The following is a 17040-nucleotide window of genomic DNA, read 5'->3' as shown; positions in this document are numbered from 1 at the left end:
GACGGCGATGGTGATGGCCGCGGGCTTGGGCAAGCGGATGCGCCCGCTGACCGCGACGCGCCCCAAGCCGCTGGTGCAGGTCGCCGGCAAGCCGTTGATCGACCACGTCTTCGAGCGGTTGCAGGCCGCCGGGATCAAGCGCGCGGTCGTCAACGTACATTACCTGGCCGATACGCTGGAGGCGCACGTCACCGACCGGTTCGCGGGGATCGACGTCGTCATCTCCGATGAACGGAAAATGCTGATGGAGACGGGTGGTGGCCTCGTCCAGGCGCGGCACCTGCTCGGCGATGCGCCGGTGCTGGTGGTGAACAGCGACAATCTGTGGATCGACGGACCGGTCGATGCGATCAAGCTGCTCGCCTCGCGCTGGGACGATACCAAGATGGACGCGCTGCTGTTGATGGTGCCGCTCGCGCGTGCGCATAATCACCGCGGGTCGGGCGATTTCTACCTCGCCGCGGATGGCCGGATCAGCGGGCGGCGCAAGTCCGGCCGGCTCGCGCCGTTCGCCTATACCGGTATCCAGATTCTCCACCCGCGGCTGATCGCGGACTGGCCGGAGGGGCCGTTCTCGACCAACATCTTCTGGGATCGCGCGATCGAGGCGGGCCGCGCTTACGGTCAGGTCCACCAGGGGCTGTGGTTCGACGTCGGGACCCCCGCCGCGATACCCAGGACCGAGGCGATCCTCGCGGATGGCTGATGTCGCCACGGCGGGTCGTCCGACACTGTACACGATCCCCGCGCACCGGGCGTTTGCGGATGCGCTGGTCGCCGGGCTGATGCGGCAGGCGGGACGCGATTCGCTGGCGCTAGCGCGCGCGCGGGTCGTGTTGCCGAACAACCGAGCGGTGAAGGCGGTGACCGAAGCTTTCGTGCGCGCGAGCGGCGGCGGGCTCGTGTTGCCGCGGCTGGTGGCGCTGGGCGATCCGGAGATGGGCGAGGCGGTCGGCGCCGCGCTCGATCCGGCGGACGATGTCGATCTACCGCTGCCTGCGGTGCCGCCATATCAGCGGCGCATGATCTTGGCGCGACTGGTGTCGGAAGAGCGGGCGCGGGAAGGCCATCCCGTCGACGCGGCCGAGGCGGTACGGCTTGCCGGCGAACTTGCGCGGACGCTCGATCAGCTGTTGGTCGAGGAGGTGCCGCCAACCAAGTTGCGCGATATCGAGCTCGGCCCCGAACTCACCGAGCATTGGCGGCGTGCGCTGGCGACGTTCGAGATCGTGCTGCAACGCTGGCCCGGCGAACTCGCGCGGCTCGAGCGGATCGATGCAGCGACGCGGCGCTCGGCGTTGCTCGACCGGCTCGCTCAGCGCTGGCGGAATGCACCAGCCGCCGGGATCGTCTGCGCGGCGGGCGTGACCGATTCCGCGCCAGCGGTCGCGCGTCTGCTTCGCTGCATCGCCGACATGCCGCAGGGCATGGTGGTGTTCGCAGGGCTCGACCTCGCGCTGCCGGACGAGGAATGGGACGCGCTCGGCCCGCACGATCCGAACCCGGTCACCGGCCTCACGCGTCGTTCGATCGAAACGCATCCGCAGTTCGATGCGAAGCTGATGCTCCTGCGCATGGGCGTCGCCCGAGGCGAGGTGCAGACATGGCGCGAGGGCGGCGGGCACGATGCCGATCCCGCACGCGGCCGGGCGATCGCCAACGCGCTGGCACCCGCGGACTTCACCGGCAAATGGACGCAGATCGCGGCCGAGGACCGCCGCCTGAAGGGCGTGACCGCCGCCGAACTCGCAACCCCGGCCGAGGAAGCGCAGGCGATCGCGCTTGTCCTGCGCGAGGCGTTGGAGGTGCCGGAGCGGACCGCCGCGCTGGTCACGCCGGATCGTGCCTTGGCGCGGCGGGTAGCTGCGCATCTCGGCCGCTGGAACATCGGCATCGACGACAGCGCAGGTCGACCCTTGTCGATTCTGCCGCCCGGCACGTTGCTGCTCGCACTTGCCGAGGCGGCGGCGCAGCGCTTCTCCCCCTCGCGCTGCTGGCATTGCTGAAGCACCCGCTGGTCCGTGCAGGCGAGGATCGCTTGCTCTGGCTCGACGGCGCACGCGCGCTCGACCGACGGTTGCGCGGGCCAAGGCCGGCAGCGGGGCTCGACGGGATCGCCGGGCATCTTGAGGAGCGCAAGGGGACGGCAGCGACATGGTGGGCAGACGTTCAGCCACTCCTAACACCGCTGGCGAACGCGTTCGACCAGGGGCCGCAACCCTTGGCATCGGTGCTCGCCTGCCTGCGCGAGACGTCGCAGACCCTGTGCGGCGACAATCTTTGGTCCGGCCTCGCAGGGCGTGCGGCCGCGGAGTTCCTCGCCGATTTGGAAGCCGAAGCCCCAGCCGGACCGCCGCGGATCGATCCGCGCGAGCTGCCGCAATTGTTGCGGACGCTGCTCGACGAAGTCGCGGTGCGGCCGGCACCGGGTGGGCATCCGCGGCTGGCGATCTACGGCCTGATCGAAGCGCGGTTGCAGACCGCCGACGTCATGGTGCTCGGCGGACTGAACGAAGGCGTGTGGCCAGGGCGACCTGCGCCGGACCCTTGGCTGGCGCCGCGTATCCGGATGGAGCTTGGCCTGCCGGGCCTCGAGCGACGCGTCGGTACGGCCGCACACGACTTCGCGCAGGCGCTCGGCGCACCTCGTGCGGTTGTCACGCGAGCGCGCCGGGATGCGAAGTCACCCGCGCTGGCGTCGCGGCTCTGGTTGCGGTTGCAGGCGCTCGTGGGCGATCGGTTCGAACGCGCGTCGGCACTGGAAGGCTGGACGCGTGCGCTAGACGATCCGGGCGAACATCTCCCGGGCGACCGGCCTGCGCCTTCGCCGCCCGCTTCGTTACGTCCGAAAGCGATCTCCGTCACCGAGGTCGATCGCCTCAAGGCCGATCCCTACGCCTTTTACGCGCGCCGCGTGCTCGGGCTGATGCCGCTCGATCCGGTCGATGCCGATCCCAGTGCGGCTTGGCGCGGGACGGCGGTGCACGATATCCTCGAGCAATGGTGGAAGCAGGACAACTGCACCGTCGACATGCTCCGGCAGCGCGCGAAGGCGATGCTCGACGACGAGCGCACGCATCCGATGATGCGCGCGCTGTGGCAGCCGCGCCTGCTGGAGGCGATCGACTGGATCGCCGGCGCGATCGTCGCGCAAGGCGAGGATGGGCGGACCGTCGCCAGCGCCGAGGGCAAGGGCAAGATCGAGATCGCCGGCGTGACCCTGTCTGGCCGCTATGACCGGATCGACAAGCTCCCCGACGGACGCCTCGCGGTGATCGACTACAAGACCGGCAAGCCCCTTCGCCGACCGCGGTCCGCGCCGGCTACAGTCTCCAACTCGGCCTGCTGGGCCTGATCGCCGAACGCGGCGGGTTCCCAGACGTCTCCGGCACCGCGGGCGCGTTCGAATATTGGTCGCTCGGCAAGAAGCGCGACGCGTTCGGCTATATCGAGAGCCCGGTCGACCCCGAGGGCAAGCGCGACAAGATCCCGACCGCCGAATTCACGGCAATCGCCGCGCACAACTTCACCGAAGTCGTCGGCGAATGGCTCACAGGCAGCGCCGCGTTCACCGCGAAGCTCGTCCCCGAATACGCCCCCTATGCCGAGTATGACCAGTTGATGCGACGCGACGAATGGTATGGCCGTGAGCGGTGATGCGCTCGCCACGCTGCCCCGGCTGAGGGGCGCGCAGGCCGATGCGAGCAACCCCGCCTCGCACGTCTGGCTTTCGGCGTCGGCCGGTACCGGCAAGACGCAAGTGCTGGCGGCCCGCGTGTTCCGCCTCCTCCTGCGCGGCGTCGATCCCGGCGCGATCCTGTGCCTCACCTTCACCAAGGCGGGCGCGGCCGAGATGGCGCAGCGGATCAGCGGCCGCCTCGCCGCATGGGTGCGGATGCCCGCGCCGGCACTGGCAGCGGACCTGATCGCGCTCGGCGAAAGCCCGGTCCAGGCATTGCAGGATCGCGCGCGCACGCTGTTCGCCAAAGTGCTCGACGCGCCGGGCGGGGGGCTGCGCATCCAGACGATCCACGGCTTCTGCCAGGGGTTGCTGGCCGCGTTTCCGGTCGAGGCCGGGCTGACACCGGGCTTCCGACCGTTGGAAGCGCGTGAAGAAGCCGGGCTTGCACGCGAGGCGCTGGCGTCGATGCTGTCCGACGCCGAGCGCGAAGGCCGCGAACGCCCGGTCGAGATCGTCGGCCGGCTGTCACTGCGGATGGGCGAGGGCGGGGCGGAGGCGTTCCTGCTCGCCTGCGCGCGCGCACTGCCCGCGTTGGAGGCCCTCCCAGTCGGGATCCAGCCTTGGCTCCGACGCGAACTCGGGTTGCCGTCCGGAGACATAGACGAGGCGATCGCCGAATGGTGCGACGCGCTCGACCTCGACGCCATCGCGCGGATCGCTGCCGCCAATCGCGCGTGGGGCACCGCCACCGGGCAGGCCGCGGCGGCGACCGTCCAGCGCTGGCTCGACACCGAGGATCGCGCGGCGACGTTGGACGAGCTCGCCAGCGTCGTGCTGACCGGCACGGGCACGCAGCGCAAAGCCTCGAAGAAACTGATCGATGCCGAGCCGGATTACGAAATCCTCGCGCGGGACCTGGGCGAGGCGTGCACCGACGTGCTGTCGATGGTCCAGCGCGCGACCTATTGCGACCTGCTCGCCGACGGGCTGGAGGTCGGGCGCGACTATGCGCGCGGCTATGCGCTGGCCAAGCGACGCGCAGGCGCGGTCGATTTCGACGACCTGATCGCGACGACCGTGGCGCTGCTCGACCAGCCGGGGATCGGCGAATGGGTCCGCTACAAGCTCGACCAGGCGACCGAACACCTGCTGATCGACGAGGCGCAGGATACCAACGGCCACCAGTGGCGGATCGTCCGCGCGCTGGCGGACGAGTTCTTCGTCGGCCGCGGCATCTATGCGCCATCGACGCGGACGCTGTTCACGGTCGGTGATTACAAGCAGGCGATCTTCGGCTTCCAGGGCACTGACCCGCAACAGTTCGAAGCCGCGCAGATATCTTTCTCCCGGCGCGCCGAAGAGGCGTTTGGTGACGACGACTGGCCGGAGAACGAGCGTGGTTTGCCTTTATCGGCACTGTCGCTGACGCATTCGTTTCGGTCGACGCTGCCCGTTCTAGAGTTTGTTGACGCAGCTATTGAAGCAATCGGCGAACCGGGGCTTGGTATCGAGACCACGGAACCACACGCAAGCGAGGTCGCCGGGCCGGGCACCGTGACCTTGTGGCCGCCGGTGTCGGCGGGCGGCAGCGAGGACGATGAAGAAGGCTGGATCGACGACGCGGTGCGCAAACTCGCGAGCGATATCGCGCGCGCGGTGAAGGGCTGGCTCGCGCCCGATACCGGCCTGATGCTGGAGAGCAAGGGCCGGCGGTTGCGGCCCGAGGACGTCATGATCCTGGTCAAGCGTCGCGGCGATCTCGCCTCGCTGATCGTCGCGCGGCTCTATGCCGAGGGCGTGCCGGTGGCGGGCGTCGATCGCCTGCGACTGAACGCCCCGCTCGCGGTGCAGGATCTGCTCGCGACAATCCGCTTCGTGTTGCAGCCCGAGGACGATCTAAGCGTCGCCGCGCTGCTCGTGTCGCCGCTGATCGGCTGGACGCAGGACGAACTGATGGCCGCCGCACCGCGCGAGGCCGGGCCGCTCTGGCGTCACCTGCAACGCACGCAACCCGCGACGCGGCTCGCGCCTCTGCTGGCGATGCTGGCGCGCGCCGATATCGCTACGCCCTACCAGTTCCTGGAGGAACTGCTGTCGGGCCCGCTCGATGGACGCCGGAAACTGATCCGCCGGCTGGGGACCGAGGCGCGCGATCCGATCGAGGAACTGCTCAACGCCGCGCTGACGTTCGAGAGCACGACGACGCCGTCGTTGCAGCGCTTCCTTGACTGGTTCGATCGCGGCGATGTGGAGATCGTCCGCGATCCGTCAGCGCCGCTCGACGCGGTGCGGGTGATGACCGCTCACGGCGCAAAGGGGCTGCAGGCGCCGCTGGTGATTCTGGCGGATGCGACCGCGGACCCGTCGGCGGCACCGCGCTCCATCCTGAAATGGGCACCCGAGCCTGGCGCGGCGCCGATACCGGTGTTCCGGCCGCGGTCGAGCGAGCGTGGCGGGCCGCTGGATGCCGTCGTGTCGGCCGCCGAGCAACGCGAACTGGAAGAGCATTGGCGGCTGTTCTACGTCGCCGCCACGCGCGCCGAAGAGCGGCTGGTGATCGCCGGTGCGCTCGGGCCGCGCGCGAAGGGCGTGCCGCCGGAGAACAGCTGGTACGCGGCATCTGATCGCGCACTGACGGCGCTCGAAGCGCCGATGGGTGAGGGCGTGCGGACGTTCGCCGGGGTCGAGCCCCAGCCTGCGGTGATCGCCAAGGCTTCGGCTTCGGTAGAGATCGCGGCTAACGCCCAGCTGCCGGGCTGGGCGCATGAACCCGCACCGCAAGAAGCGCGTCCGCCTCGTCCGCTGTCACCGTCTGCACTGGGTGACGACGCGGTGTCCGATCCACCGCCGACGCCGGCGATGCGCGTCGCGGCGGAGCGGGGGCGGCTCATCCATGCGCTGTTCGAGCGTCTGCCGGCGGTTGCTGCCACCGACCGCGCGACGGCAGCGGACCGCTGGCTGGCAAAAGCAGGCGGCGTCGACGATGCCGCAGCACGCTCCGAAATCGTGCAGAGCGTGGTTGCAGTGCTCGACGACCCTCGGTTCACCGAACTGTTCGGCGCGGATACGTTGGCCGAAGCGCCGATCGCCGCCACCCTGGCGAACGGCATGGTCGTGTCGGGAACGGTCGATCGCCTGTTGATTGAGCCCGACCGCATCCGCGTCGTCGACTTCAAGACCGGTCGGCGCGCACCGCGCGGCCTCGACGACGTGCCGGAATACCATCTGAAGCAGATGGCGGCCTATGCCGAAGCCTTGAGCGTGATCTTTCCGGGGCGGTCGGTCGAGGCGGCCTTGCTGTACACGGCCGGACCGCGGTTGATCGTACTGAACGACGAGACGCTGGCCGCGAACAAGCCGCACTATCGGCCCACGGAGCAAAGCTAGCGCCCCGGTGGTTGAGCGCACACGCGAGCGACCTTAGATACGACTCAACCAAGGAGAATTCACGATGGCGACCAAGCAGATCACCGATGCCAGCTTCGATGCGGACGTACTGAACGCCGACGGCCCCGTGCTCGTCGATTTCTGGGCGGAATGGTGCGGCCCGTGCAAGATGATCGGGCCGTCGCTCGAGGAGATTTCGGAAGAGCTAGGCGAGAAGGTGACGATCGCCAAGCTCAACATCGACGAGAACCCCGACGCGCCGGGCAAGTACGGCGTCCGCGGTATCCCCACGATGATCCTGTTCAAGGGCGGCGCACCGGCAGCGACCAAGGTCGGCGCCGAGCCCAAGGGCCGGCTGAAGGCCTGGCTCGAAGGCGAATTGGCCTAAGGACCACCTACCTCTCCGTCATCCCAGCGAAAGCTGGGATCTCCCGGTTCGAGCCACCCCGCTTACCAACCGGGATACCCCAGCTTTCGCTGGGGTGACGGCAATAGGGGTTAGCTCCGATAGTCGGCGTTGATCGAGATGTAGCCATGCGTGAGGTCACAGGTCCATACAGTGGCCCGCCCTTCGCCTAGTGCGAGGTCGACGCCGATTTCTATTTCCTGGCCCTTGAGATGCGCCGCCACCGGCGCCTCGTCGTAACCGCTCAGCGCCAAGCCGCCCTCGGCAACCTGTGTATTCCCGAACCGAATCGACAACGTGTCGCGATCGGCAGGCTCACCGGCCTTGCCGACCGCCATCACGACGCGGCCCCAGTTGGCGTCCTCCCCGGCGATCGCTGTCTTTACCAGGGGCGAGTTGGCAATACTCATTGCGATGCGGTGCGCGCTGCGATCGCTCTCCGCGCCGGTCACCTGGATCTCGATCAGCTTCTGCGCCCCCTCGCCGTCGCGAACCACGAGCATGGCGAGTTGATGACACAGGTCTGCCAGTGCAGCGCGGAAGGCGTCCGCCCCCACGCTGTCATCGTCTGCCAACACTGCATTACCAGCTTTGCCGGTCGCGAACGCCAGCACCGTGTCGCTAGTCGATGTATCGCTGTCGACGGTGATGCACGAGAAGCTCGGTGCGTTCGCCTTTGACAGCGCGGCTTGGAGGAACTCGGGCTCGACCGCGGCGTCGGTGAAGATGAAGCCGAGCATCGTCGCCATGTCCGGTGCGATCATCCCCGAACCCTTGATGATCCCCACCAGCGAGACAGTGCGATCCCCGATCACCGCGGTCGTCACCGCGCCCTTGGTGAAGGTGTCGGTCGTCATGATCGTCGCGGCGGCGTCTTCCCAGCCGCACGGCGCGGCGGCGAACGCGGCGTCGAGCCCGGCCTCGGCCTTGTCGATCGGCAACGGCACGCCGATCACGCCGGTCGAGGACACGAACACGTCCGAAGGCTGGCAGCCTAGATGCGCCGCGGTCCGCGCCGCGATCGCCTCGACTGCCGCACGCCCGCGCGACCCGGTGAAGGCGTTCGAATTGCCGGCATTCACGACCAGCGCCCGAGCCTGCCCGAGTGTCAGCGCCGCACGGCACCACTCCACCTCGGGCGAGGGACACTTGCTCTGCGTCAGCACACCGGCGACCACGGTCCCCGGTTCCAGCGTCACGAACGTCAGGTCGCACCGATCCCAGCTTTTATACTGCGCACGCGCGACATGCAGCGCGATTCCGTCGATCGAAGGGGCGGCGGGGAAGGGCAAGGCGAGCGGCGAGGTCTGCATCCCGCCTTCATAGTCGCTGCAATCCGGGCGGCAAGATCGCCGATCGCGCTTGACCGTCCATGGTCCGCCAGTGTCCAAGATGGCGCGAGGGGCTCGACGATGACGGACGCGAACGCAAGCGAACCATATTCCAGCCGCTTGGATGCTCGGTTCGACGGCAGCAGCAGGGTCGTGATGGTCACCGTCCTCGCGCTGATCGCCGCGTGCAGCCTCGCCTTCGCCGCCTGCATCATGTTCATCGCGCAGGACAGTTATCGATCGTGGCGGTCTCCGTACCCGACGATTCTCCCCGTGATCTTCCCGTTGCCGTAACCCCCGCGCGCCCGGTCGGCAGCTATGCGGAATGGTTCGGTCCCGATGACTATCCCCTGGCTGCAATCCGGGCCGAGCAGGAGGGTGCGGTCCGGGTCGCGCTACTCGTCGGCATCGATGGCCGCGTCGAGGCCTGCGAGATTCTTACCGGAAGCGGTATCAGGAGGCTTGATCGCGGTACGTGCCGCGCGGCGGTCCGTCACGGTCGCTTCAGGCCGGCGCGCGATGCACGTGGCGCAGCGATCGTCTCGCGCTTCGAGCTTCCCCGCGTTCGATGGGCGCTGCCACGAGACGAACGGTAGATTTATCGCGCCGGCTCGCATACAGCCGGTGCTGCATGAACCTGCTGCTGCTCCTTTCCGCCCTCCTGTCCGCGCTGACCGGCGCGGTGCCGGGCGTGCGTGGTCAGTCGGCACAGGCTGTCGCGCAGGGTAGCGTTTGCTCGCAGTCGGTGGCGGCAGCGCCGGTCAAGGTTGCGATACGGCCGGCCGCGGTTCTGGCGTCGCTGGAAGACGTTTGCGTCTCCGCGGCGTTGCGAGTCATCGCCTTGAGCAAGGCTTCGATCTGGGCGGACCGCAGGCGCGAATAGCGTCGGGCGTCTGACCTCTCGGCTTACAGGCCGCCCTATCTCTCCCCGCGTGCGAGCCCTTAGCGTGCCGCCGCGTCTCAAATTCAGGAAATCAGCCCATGTTCGGTGGCCTCGCCAAATCCTTGTTCGGTTCGTCCAACGACCGGTACGTCAAGTCGCTCAATCCGATCCTCGCCAAGATCGCCTCGTTCGAGCCGTCGCTCCAGGCGATGTCCGACGAGGAGCTCTCCGCGCAGACCGTCAAGTTCCGCGCGCGGCTCGCCGAGGGCGAGAAGCTCGACGACTTGCTCCCGGAGGCGTTCGCGACGGTCCGTGAAGCGGCGCACCGCGTGCTCGGCCAGCGTCACTACGACGTGCAGATGGTCGGCGGCATCGTCCTCCACCGTGGCGAGATCGCCGAGATGCGGACCGGCGAGGGCAAGACGCTCGTCGCCACGCTCGCGACCTATCTCAACGCACTCCCCGGCGACGGCGTCCACGTCGTCACCGTCAACGATTACCTCGCGGCGCGCGACGCGGAGTGGATGGGGCAGGTCTATACCTTCCTCGGCATGACGATCGGCGTCATCATCCCCAACCTGTCCGACGAGGAACGCCGCGCCGCGTACGCAGCCGACATCACCTACGGCACGAACAACGAGTTCGGGTTCGACTATCTGCGCGACAACATGAAGTACGAGCGCAGCGCGATGACGCAGCGCGCGTTCAACTTCGCGGTGGTCGACGAGGTCGATTCGGTGCTGATCGACGAAGCGCGGACGCCGCTGATCATCTCCGGCCCGACCGACGACAAGTCCGAGCTGTACATGCAGGTCGACGCGGTCGTGAAGCAGCTCGATCCCGCCGACTACGACAAGGACGAGAAGCAGAAGACGATCATCCTGACCGAGGACGGCACCGAGAAGGTCGAGCGGATGCTCGAGGCGGCGGGGCTGCTCGAAGGGCAGAACCTGTACGACTTCGAGAACACGCAGGTCGTGCACCACCTCAACCAGGCGCTGCGTGCGATCGTGATGTTCAAGTCCGACATCGACTACATCGTCAAGGACGGCAAGGTCATCATCATCGACGAGTTCACCGGTCGCATGATGGACGGCCGGCGCTGGTCGGACGGCCTGCACCAGGCGGTCGAGGCGAAGGAGGGCGTCCAGATCGAGCCCGAGAACCAGACGATGGCCTCGATCACGTTCCAGAACTATTTCCGCATGTACCCCAAGATCGGCGGCATGACCGGCACCGCGGCGACCGAGGCGGCCGAGTTTTACGACATCTACAAGATCAACGTCGTCAGCATCCCGACCAACGTCGAGGTCAAGCGCGTCGACGAGGAAGACGAGTTCTACAAGGACACCAAGGACAAGTTCGCGGCGATCGCCAAGAAGATCAAGCATCACGCCGAGCTCGGCCAGCCGGTGCTGGTCGGCACCGTGTCGATCGAGAAGTCCGAGATGCTGAGCGAGTTCCTGGTCGGCGAGAACGTCGATCACAAGGTGCTCAACGCGCGCTTCCACGAGATGGAGGCGCACATCGTCGCGCAAGCCGGGCGCAAGTCCGCGGTGACGATCGCGACCAACATGGCGGGCCGCGGCACCGACATCAAACTCGGCGGCAACCTCGAATTCCGCATGCTCGACGAGCATCCGGAGCTGGTCGAGGGCACGCCCGAGTATGACGAGGCGGCGGCGCGGATCACGATCGAGATCGAGGCGGAGAAGCAGGCGGTGCTCGCGGCGGGCGGTCTGTTCGTGCTTGGCACCGAGCGGCACGAGAGCCGGCGTATCGACAACCAGCTGCGCGGGCGCTCGGGTCGTCAGGGTGATCCGGGGCTGTCGCGCTTCTATCTCAGCCTCGACGACGACCTGCTACGCATCTTCGGGCCGGACACGCTGTTCGCCAAGATGATGCGCAACAACATCGAGGACGGCGAGGCGATCGGCAGCAAGTGGCTGTCGAAGGCGATCGAGACCGCGCAGAAGAAGGTCGAGGCGCGCAACTACGACATCCGCAAGCAGGTCGTCGAATATGATGACGTGATGAACGAGCAGCGCAAGGTCATCTACGAGCAGCGCGCGGACATCATGGATGCGGACACTGTCGGCGACGTGGTGACCGACATGCGCGCGGAGACGGTCAACGTGATCGTCGGCGATGCGTGCCCGCCGAACTCGTATCCCGAGCAGTGGGATGTCGCGGGGATGAAGACGCGGCTTGCCGAGGTGATGAACCTCGAGCCGCCGATCGACGCATGGTTGCTGGAAGAGTCGGTCGACCCCGAGGTGATCGAGGAGCGCGTCCGCGCGATGGCGGACGAGGCGATCGCGCAGAAGTCGGCCGATCTCGATACGGAGACGTGGACGTCGGTCGAGAAGTCGATCCTGTTGCAGAATCTCGACCATCACTGGAAGGAGCATCTCGCGACGCTCGACGCATTGCGCCAGGTCGTCCACCTGCGCGCGTACGCCCAGAAGACGCCGATCAACGAGTATAAGCAGGAGGCGTTCTCGCTGTTCCAGCGGATGCTCGAAACGATCCGGGAGGACGTGACCAAGACGATCGCGCATGCCCAGTTCCAGATGCAGGCGCCGGTCGGGCTGCCGGAGCTGCCGGACTTCATCACGACGCATTTCGACCCGTTCACGGGCGAGGACAACTCGAACGATTTCGATGCGGGGACGCGCGGCCACATCACCTCGACGATGCCGCCGTTGCAGATCCCTCAGCCGCAGGAAGCGGATATCGGCGAGGATCCGGCGAACTGGGAAGGCGTCGTCAGCCGCAACGCACCATGCCCCTGCGGGTCGGGACGCAAGTACAAGCAGTGTCACGGCGCCGTTTGATCGATTGACCACGGCTTGCGCGGAAGTTTGGCTGCTCCGCGCAAGCTGTGATCGCTCGTCGCAAGGTTAGCGAAGATGGTCGGCCGCCGACCGCAATCGGCGTTTGGCGACGATGGGAACATGAACGAAATCTCACGGAACATCGGCGTATTGCCGCGAGTATTTCCGGTCCTAACCCTGTTCTTCAAGGACCTGAGGCATGCGTTACATTTCCCTGATCGCACTTCCGTTGCTGGCCATGACGGCATCGCCAGTCTTGGCCAAAGGTTGTATTCGCGGTGCGGCAGCCGGTGGCGTCGGTGGCCATTTCGTTGGCAAGGGCCACGCGGTGATGGGCGCCGCGGTCGGTTGTGCCGTAGCGCATCATCACTATGCGAAGCAGGCAAGGGCCGAAAAGGCTCGCGCCCGGGCCCATGGCTGAGGTCTGCCAAAGACTGGAATGTCCAAGCCGATAGCTAGCCCGGCCTAGTCGTTTCGGTTAGGGCACCAGATAACGACGCACTGTCCGGTGACAGGTACGGTGCGTCGTTTGACTTTATGCCTGCCCGTCGTGGCATGCCGGTCTCAGCCCGCTGCACGATTGATGCTCTGGGTTGGATCCGTGTGCTTGCCGATGCACACAGCGCGATGACGGCAACGTTAAGCGATCCGAGCCTTTAACAGCGCGACGAAACGGTCGAGCCGACACGGCGCCGCACAGCCCGGAACCGCGAGCGGTGTCGCGATGACCTCTGGGCGCAGCGCACGGATCGCCGCGAGCGACTGTACGCGGTAGTACAGGCGGACGAACCGTTCGCCTGATCGTGGATCGCGCAACCGTTCGATCACCATCGCACCGCCCGGAGCGACGTCGTTGCGTGCAAAGCCGGGGGCATCGAGCGCGACGTGCAGCGCGGCGGCGAGCGCAGTGACGTTGGTATCGTGACCGATCATCACATCGAGACGCGGCGCGCGGGCGGCGGTCAGCGTATCGATGATCCGATGGCCGAGCGGCGAAGCCTGGTGCGCCGCCATATAGGGTGAGCGTGTGAACACGTCGAACAGCGCGGCATGCAGGGCGCCGAGCCGCGCGATCGTCACGGGATCGGCGCGTCCCCATCCAACCGCACGACGCGGCATGCCCTCGGCGTCTTCCAGCAGGAGGACCTGCGCGATGCCCGACGCCGCCCGGATCGGCCCGGATAGTTCGATCCCACGGCGATCGGTCGACGCGACCAGCGACGGCGGGTCGACCGGGCTGCATGCGCCATGACCGCATCCCAGCACGGTGTCGAGCAACACAAGGGCTGGGCGGTGACGCGCGACGAGCGCGGCCATCCCACCGGTGAAGCGGTCGATCGAAGCAATTGCCTGGCTGGGGTTAAAGGCGGTCGCGCCGGCGGCCAGCGGTTCGAAGATCGGATCAGTCCGATCTTCGGCAAGGTGGCCCACGGTCAATCGACAATCGGGCGCGAACCCCTGCGCATACGCCTCTCCACTGGCGATCGTCCGGCTGGCCGTGTTGGTCCAGATCCGAACCGTAGCTGCGGCCGGACACCGCGTGAGCGCGAGCGACGCGAGCCAGCGACGATCATGGCGCGCGAGCAACTCGATTGCGGAAGCGCCGTGCGGTGTCAGCTGGCCTTCGGGAACGGGCCAGTTCGGCCAGGGCTGGGCGGTGCGCGTCGTCACCGGCACTTCGCCCGAGAGCGGCGCGCGGACGCCGTGCCGCATCACCATCACGACTCGTTCGAGGCGCAAGCCGCTGGGAACCGGGTGTGCCTGGGTCATGGTCGGTATGGCCGACAGCAGGGCGAGCGCCGTACAAAAACTGGACAACGAGGGACGAATAGCGCGCATCGAGGAGTCCTGGTTTGACATGAGACGGCAGCCGCCGATCGCGCTGTACGCGCACCCCTTTTCACTGGCGTGACACCATCCTCGTCTCTTTCAGGGCCGATCCCGATACGGCGAGCCGCACCCGATGACGATCGGATGGGAACATACCCCGGCCGCTGGGCGCATACCGCGATAGCGCTTTCCAACACGCGCCCAACCACCTAAGCGACAGACATCCCCGGGGGCCGCTGATGCGCGGCTGAGAGGTGGGCTGCAGCCCATGACCCGCTGAACCTGATCCGGCTTATACCGGCGTAGGGAGGGTCTGCGGCTGGCCCGTCGTCCCTCCGATTGGAGTGGACGTGACGTTTTTCAGTGCTGGTTTTGTTGTGACTTCCGCCGGGCGAGAGTGCCGCCTTTTGGGGCGGGTCGCGTTGACCCTGTCGGTAACCCTCGCGGCATCGTCGGCCGGGGCGCAAGTCGCACCCGATCCAGTCGAACCCGCCGAGATTCGCGTCGTCGGCAAACAGGATCCTGCCGGTCTGCTCCCTGACCAGAGCGTGCCGCGCGCGCAGAGCGCGATCTCCGCCGACTTCATCGTCAAGCAGGCGCCGACGCTCAACGCGTTCCAGCTTGTGACGCTGCTGCCCGGCGCGAACGTCGCGTCGAGCGATCCGTATGGCCTGTCGACGAGCTCCAGCCTGACGCTGCGTGGTCTCGGCCAGGACGAGATCGGCGTGCTGATGGAAGGCGCGCCGCAGAACGACATCGGCTATTATTATGCCTATCCGTCGCAGTTTGCGGACCCCGAGAATTTGAGGCGCATCTCGCTCGCGCAAGGGTCGGTCGATATCGATTCCCCGACGCTTGGCGGGGCCGGCGGGCTATTGTCGCTCGCGCTCGACGATCCGAAAGCGCGTCCCGGTGCGCTCGTCGACCTGTCGCTCGGCAGCTACGCGGCGCGGCGGGGGTTCTTCCGTGTCGATAGCGGTACGATCGGCAATACCGGGCTGAAGGCGTTCCTGTCCTATTCGAACACGCGCGCGGACAATTGGCGGGGTGCGGGCTACGACACGCGCCAGCACATCGACGCGAAGATCCTGAACGAATGGGGTGCCGGCAACCGTGCCAGCCTCGCGCTGTCGTATAATGACGCGAACTCGTCGAGCTATCCGAGCCCGACGCTGGCCGAGTGGAACGCGCAGGGCCGCAGCTTCAACTACGACAAGCGCTACACGGCGGGGAACACCAACTATTGGCGCCTGTACCGCGCGCCGTTCCGCAACCTCTACGCCTCCGCGCCGGTGCATCTGGCGCTGACCGATCGGCTTGCGCTCGATACCACTACCTATCTCCAGTTCGGCTATGGCAACTCGCCCTACGGGACGCAGCTGACCACCGAAGGCAATTTCCTCGGCACCGAAGAACTGGCCCAGCCGATCGTGTTGCCTAGCGCGGTCGACGGCGTGGCGACCGTGCTCGGCAATTACACCGGCGACCAGATGCGGGTCGGCAACGTCAGCAAGCTGACCTTCAAGACCGGCGCGCACACGCTCACCGCTGGGCTCTGGTTCGATTACGGGACCGACCGCGTCACGCAGTCGTACACGTCGATCGACGCGGACGGGCAGCCGTTCGACCGCTGGGGATACCGTGCAAAGGCGATCCGTACCGCCGATGGCCGCCTGCTCGCCTATGAGAACCAGCGGACCGTGACGGTAACGAAGGGCTTCTTCCTCGCCGACAGCATCGCGCTGGCGCCGCGGCTGACGATCGACGCCGGGTTCAAGGGCGTGAACGTGCTGCGCAACGGCCGCAATTACCTCCCCGGACCGCAGGACAAGATCCGCAACGACAGTTTCGCCGCATTGCCCCGCGCCGCGATCCACTACCGGATCGACGATCGCCAGCAGCTGTTCGCCAACATCACCACCAACTTCCGCACGCCCAACGAGTTCACGCTCTACAACAGCTATTACGGTGGCGAAGTCGTCGTGCAGGGCACCAACGCGCTGAAGAACGAATATTCGGTCTCGGAGGAGATCGGCTATCGCTTCATCGGCGAACAGCTCTCCGCCTCGGTGACGGGCTTCCACTACAAGTTCCGCAACCGTCAACTCGCCACCGTAATCGACCAGGGCGGTGCACAGGTGAATGCGACGCTCAACGCCGGCGGCCAGACCTCGTACGGGGTGGATGCAGAGATCGACTACCGCCCGGTCGCAGGCGTTAGCCTCTACCTTTCGGGCGAATATTTGCGCGCGCGGATCGACGACGATCTGCCGGTCGGGGCGGACTTCCTGCCGACCAGGGGCAAGCATGCGGTCTCCAGTCCGACCGTCCAGTTCGGCGCAGGCGGGATCTATGACGATGGCCGGTTCTTCGGCAGCGTCGCGTCGAAATATATCGGCCGGCAATATGCGAGCTTCATGAACGACGAGGCGATCAAGGGCTATGCGACGCTCGACCTGTCGGTCGGCATGCACCTTGCCGACTGGCTCGACGGCAAGCGCACCGACCTGCGCGTCAACGCGATCAACGTCACCGATCCGCACGTCCTCGCCGGCGTCCAGTCGGTCAGCACCAACGCGCAGGACACGATCGGCCGCAACGGCACCGTCATCGCCGGCTCGCCGCCCGCTTATTATGTCGGGAGCGGTGCGGCGGTCATGGCGACGATCTCGCGGGCGTTCTGA

At 66.9% G+C, this 17040-nt stretch carries 11 protein-coding genes, 1 pseudogene and 1 riboswitch; of the genes and pseudogenes, 10 read left to right on the top strand and 2 right to left on the bottom strand.

All coding sequences use genetic code 11. The features are described from left to right. Positions 1-7 precede the first annotated feature (7 nt). The 4 genes and pseudogenes from QP164_RS07445 to trxA all read left to right on the top strand — a co-directional run bounded on the left by QP164_RS07445 (position 8) and on the right by trxA (position 7457). Positions 8-706 (top strand): nucleotidyltransferase family protein, encoded by a 699-nt coding sequence (locus tag QP164_RS07445; protein WP_443027481.1) that lies wholly within the window; start codon positions 8-10, stop codon positions 704-706. Next, positions 699-3657, top strand: a pseudogene (addB, locus tag QP164_RS07440) (double-strand break repair protein AddB). The gene QP164_RS07445 and the pseudogene addB overlap by 8 nt, the downstream one beginning before the upstream one ends. Then, entirely contained in the window at positions 3641-7069 is a 3429-nt protein-coding gene (addA, locus tag QP164_RS07435) for a double-strand break repair helicase AddA (RefSeq protein WP_443027429.1), read from the top strand. Before addB ends, addA begins: the two are co-directional and overlap by 17 nt. A gap of 64 nt (positions 7070-7133) precedes the next feature. Continuing rightward, positions 7134-7457 (top strand): thioredoxin TrxA, encoded by a 324-nt coding sequence (trxA, locus tag QP164_RS07430; protein WP_055877560.1) that lies wholly within the window; start codon positions 7134-7136, stop codon positions 7455-7457. Positions 7458-7567: 110 nt separating this feature from the next. On the opposite strand, the gene argJ is transcribed toward trxA, so the two are convergent. After that, positions 7568-8788, bottom strand: a complete 1221-nt coding sequence (argJ, locus tag QP164_RS07425; protein ID WP_333922734.1) for a bifunctional glutamate N-acetyltransferase/amino-acid acetyltransferase ArgJ — start codon at positions 8786-8788, stop codon at positions 7568-7570. A 99-nt stretch (positions 8789-8887) separates the two neighbouring features. Between argJ and QP164_RS07420 the strand changes: the two genes are divergently transcribed. The 5 genes from QP164_RS07420 to QP164_RS07405 all read left to right on the top strand — a co-directional run bounded on the left by QP164_RS07420 (position 8888) and on the right by QP164_RS07405 (position 12947). Then, positions 8888-9100 (top strand): hypothetical protein, encoded by a 213-nt coding sequence (locus QP164_RS07420; protein WP_333922733.1) that lies wholly within the window; start codon positions 8888-8890, stop codon positions 9098-9100. Then, positions 9049-9402 carry an energy transducer TonB gene (locus QP164_RS19830; RefSeq protein WP_443027428.1) on the top strand — a complete coding sequence of 118 codons (354 nt, stop codon included), beginning with the start codon at positions 9049-9051 and terminating at the stop codon, positions 9400-9402. Before QP164_RS07420 ends, QP164_RS19830 begins: the two co-directional genes overlap by 52 nt. Before the next feature lie 35 nt (positions 9403-9437). Beyond that, positions 9438-9689, top strand: a complete 252-nt coding sequence (locus QP164_RS07415) for a hypothetical protein (protein ID WP_333922732.1) — start codon at positions 9438-9440, stop codon at positions 9687-9689. Between the two features lie 98 nt (positions 9690-9787). Continuing rightward, positions 9788-12526, top strand: a complete 2739-nt coding sequence (secA, locus tag QP164_RS07410; RefSeq protein WP_277982758.1) for a preprotein translocase subunit SecA — start codon at positions 9788-9790, stop codon at positions 12524-12526. Positions 12527-12725: 199 nt separating this feature from the next. Further along, positions 12726-12947 carry a hypothetical protein gene (locus QP164_RS07405; RefSeq protein ID WP_333922731.1) on the top strand — a complete coding sequence of 74 codons (222 nt, stop codon included), beginning with the start codon at positions 12726-12728 and terminating at the stop codon, positions 12945-12947. Positions 12948-13165: 218 nt separating this feature from the next. On the opposite strand, the gene QP164_RS07400 is transcribed toward QP164_RS07405, so the two are convergent. Next, complete coding sequence (locus QP164_RS07400) at positions 13166-14296, bottom strand: histidine-type phosphatase (protein ID WP_333922730.1); 1131 nt, start codon at positions 14294-14296, stop codon at positions 13166-13168. A 276-nt stretch (positions 14297-14572) separates the two neighbouring features. Beyond that, positions 14573-14682: riboswitch (TPP riboswitch) on the top strand. A gap of 96 nt (positions 14683-14778) precedes the next feature. On the opposite strand from QP164_RS07400, the gene QP164_RS07395 reads away from it, so the two are divergent. Next, positions 14779-17040 (top strand): TonB-dependent receptor, encoded by a 2262-nt coding sequence (locus QP164_RS07395; protein WP_435368350.1) that lies wholly within the window; start codon positions 14779-14781, stop codon positions 17038-17040.

Origin of the sequence: Sphingomonas sp. LR59 (assembly GCF_036855945.1) — a bacterium.
In the GTDB taxonomy this organism is placed as follows: Bacteria; Pseudomonadota; Alphaproteobacteria; order Sphingomonadales; family Sphingomonadaceae; genus Sphingomonas.
Note: the sequence above shows the minus strand (reverse complement) of the source record. Positions and strands in the feature narration are given on the sequence as shown.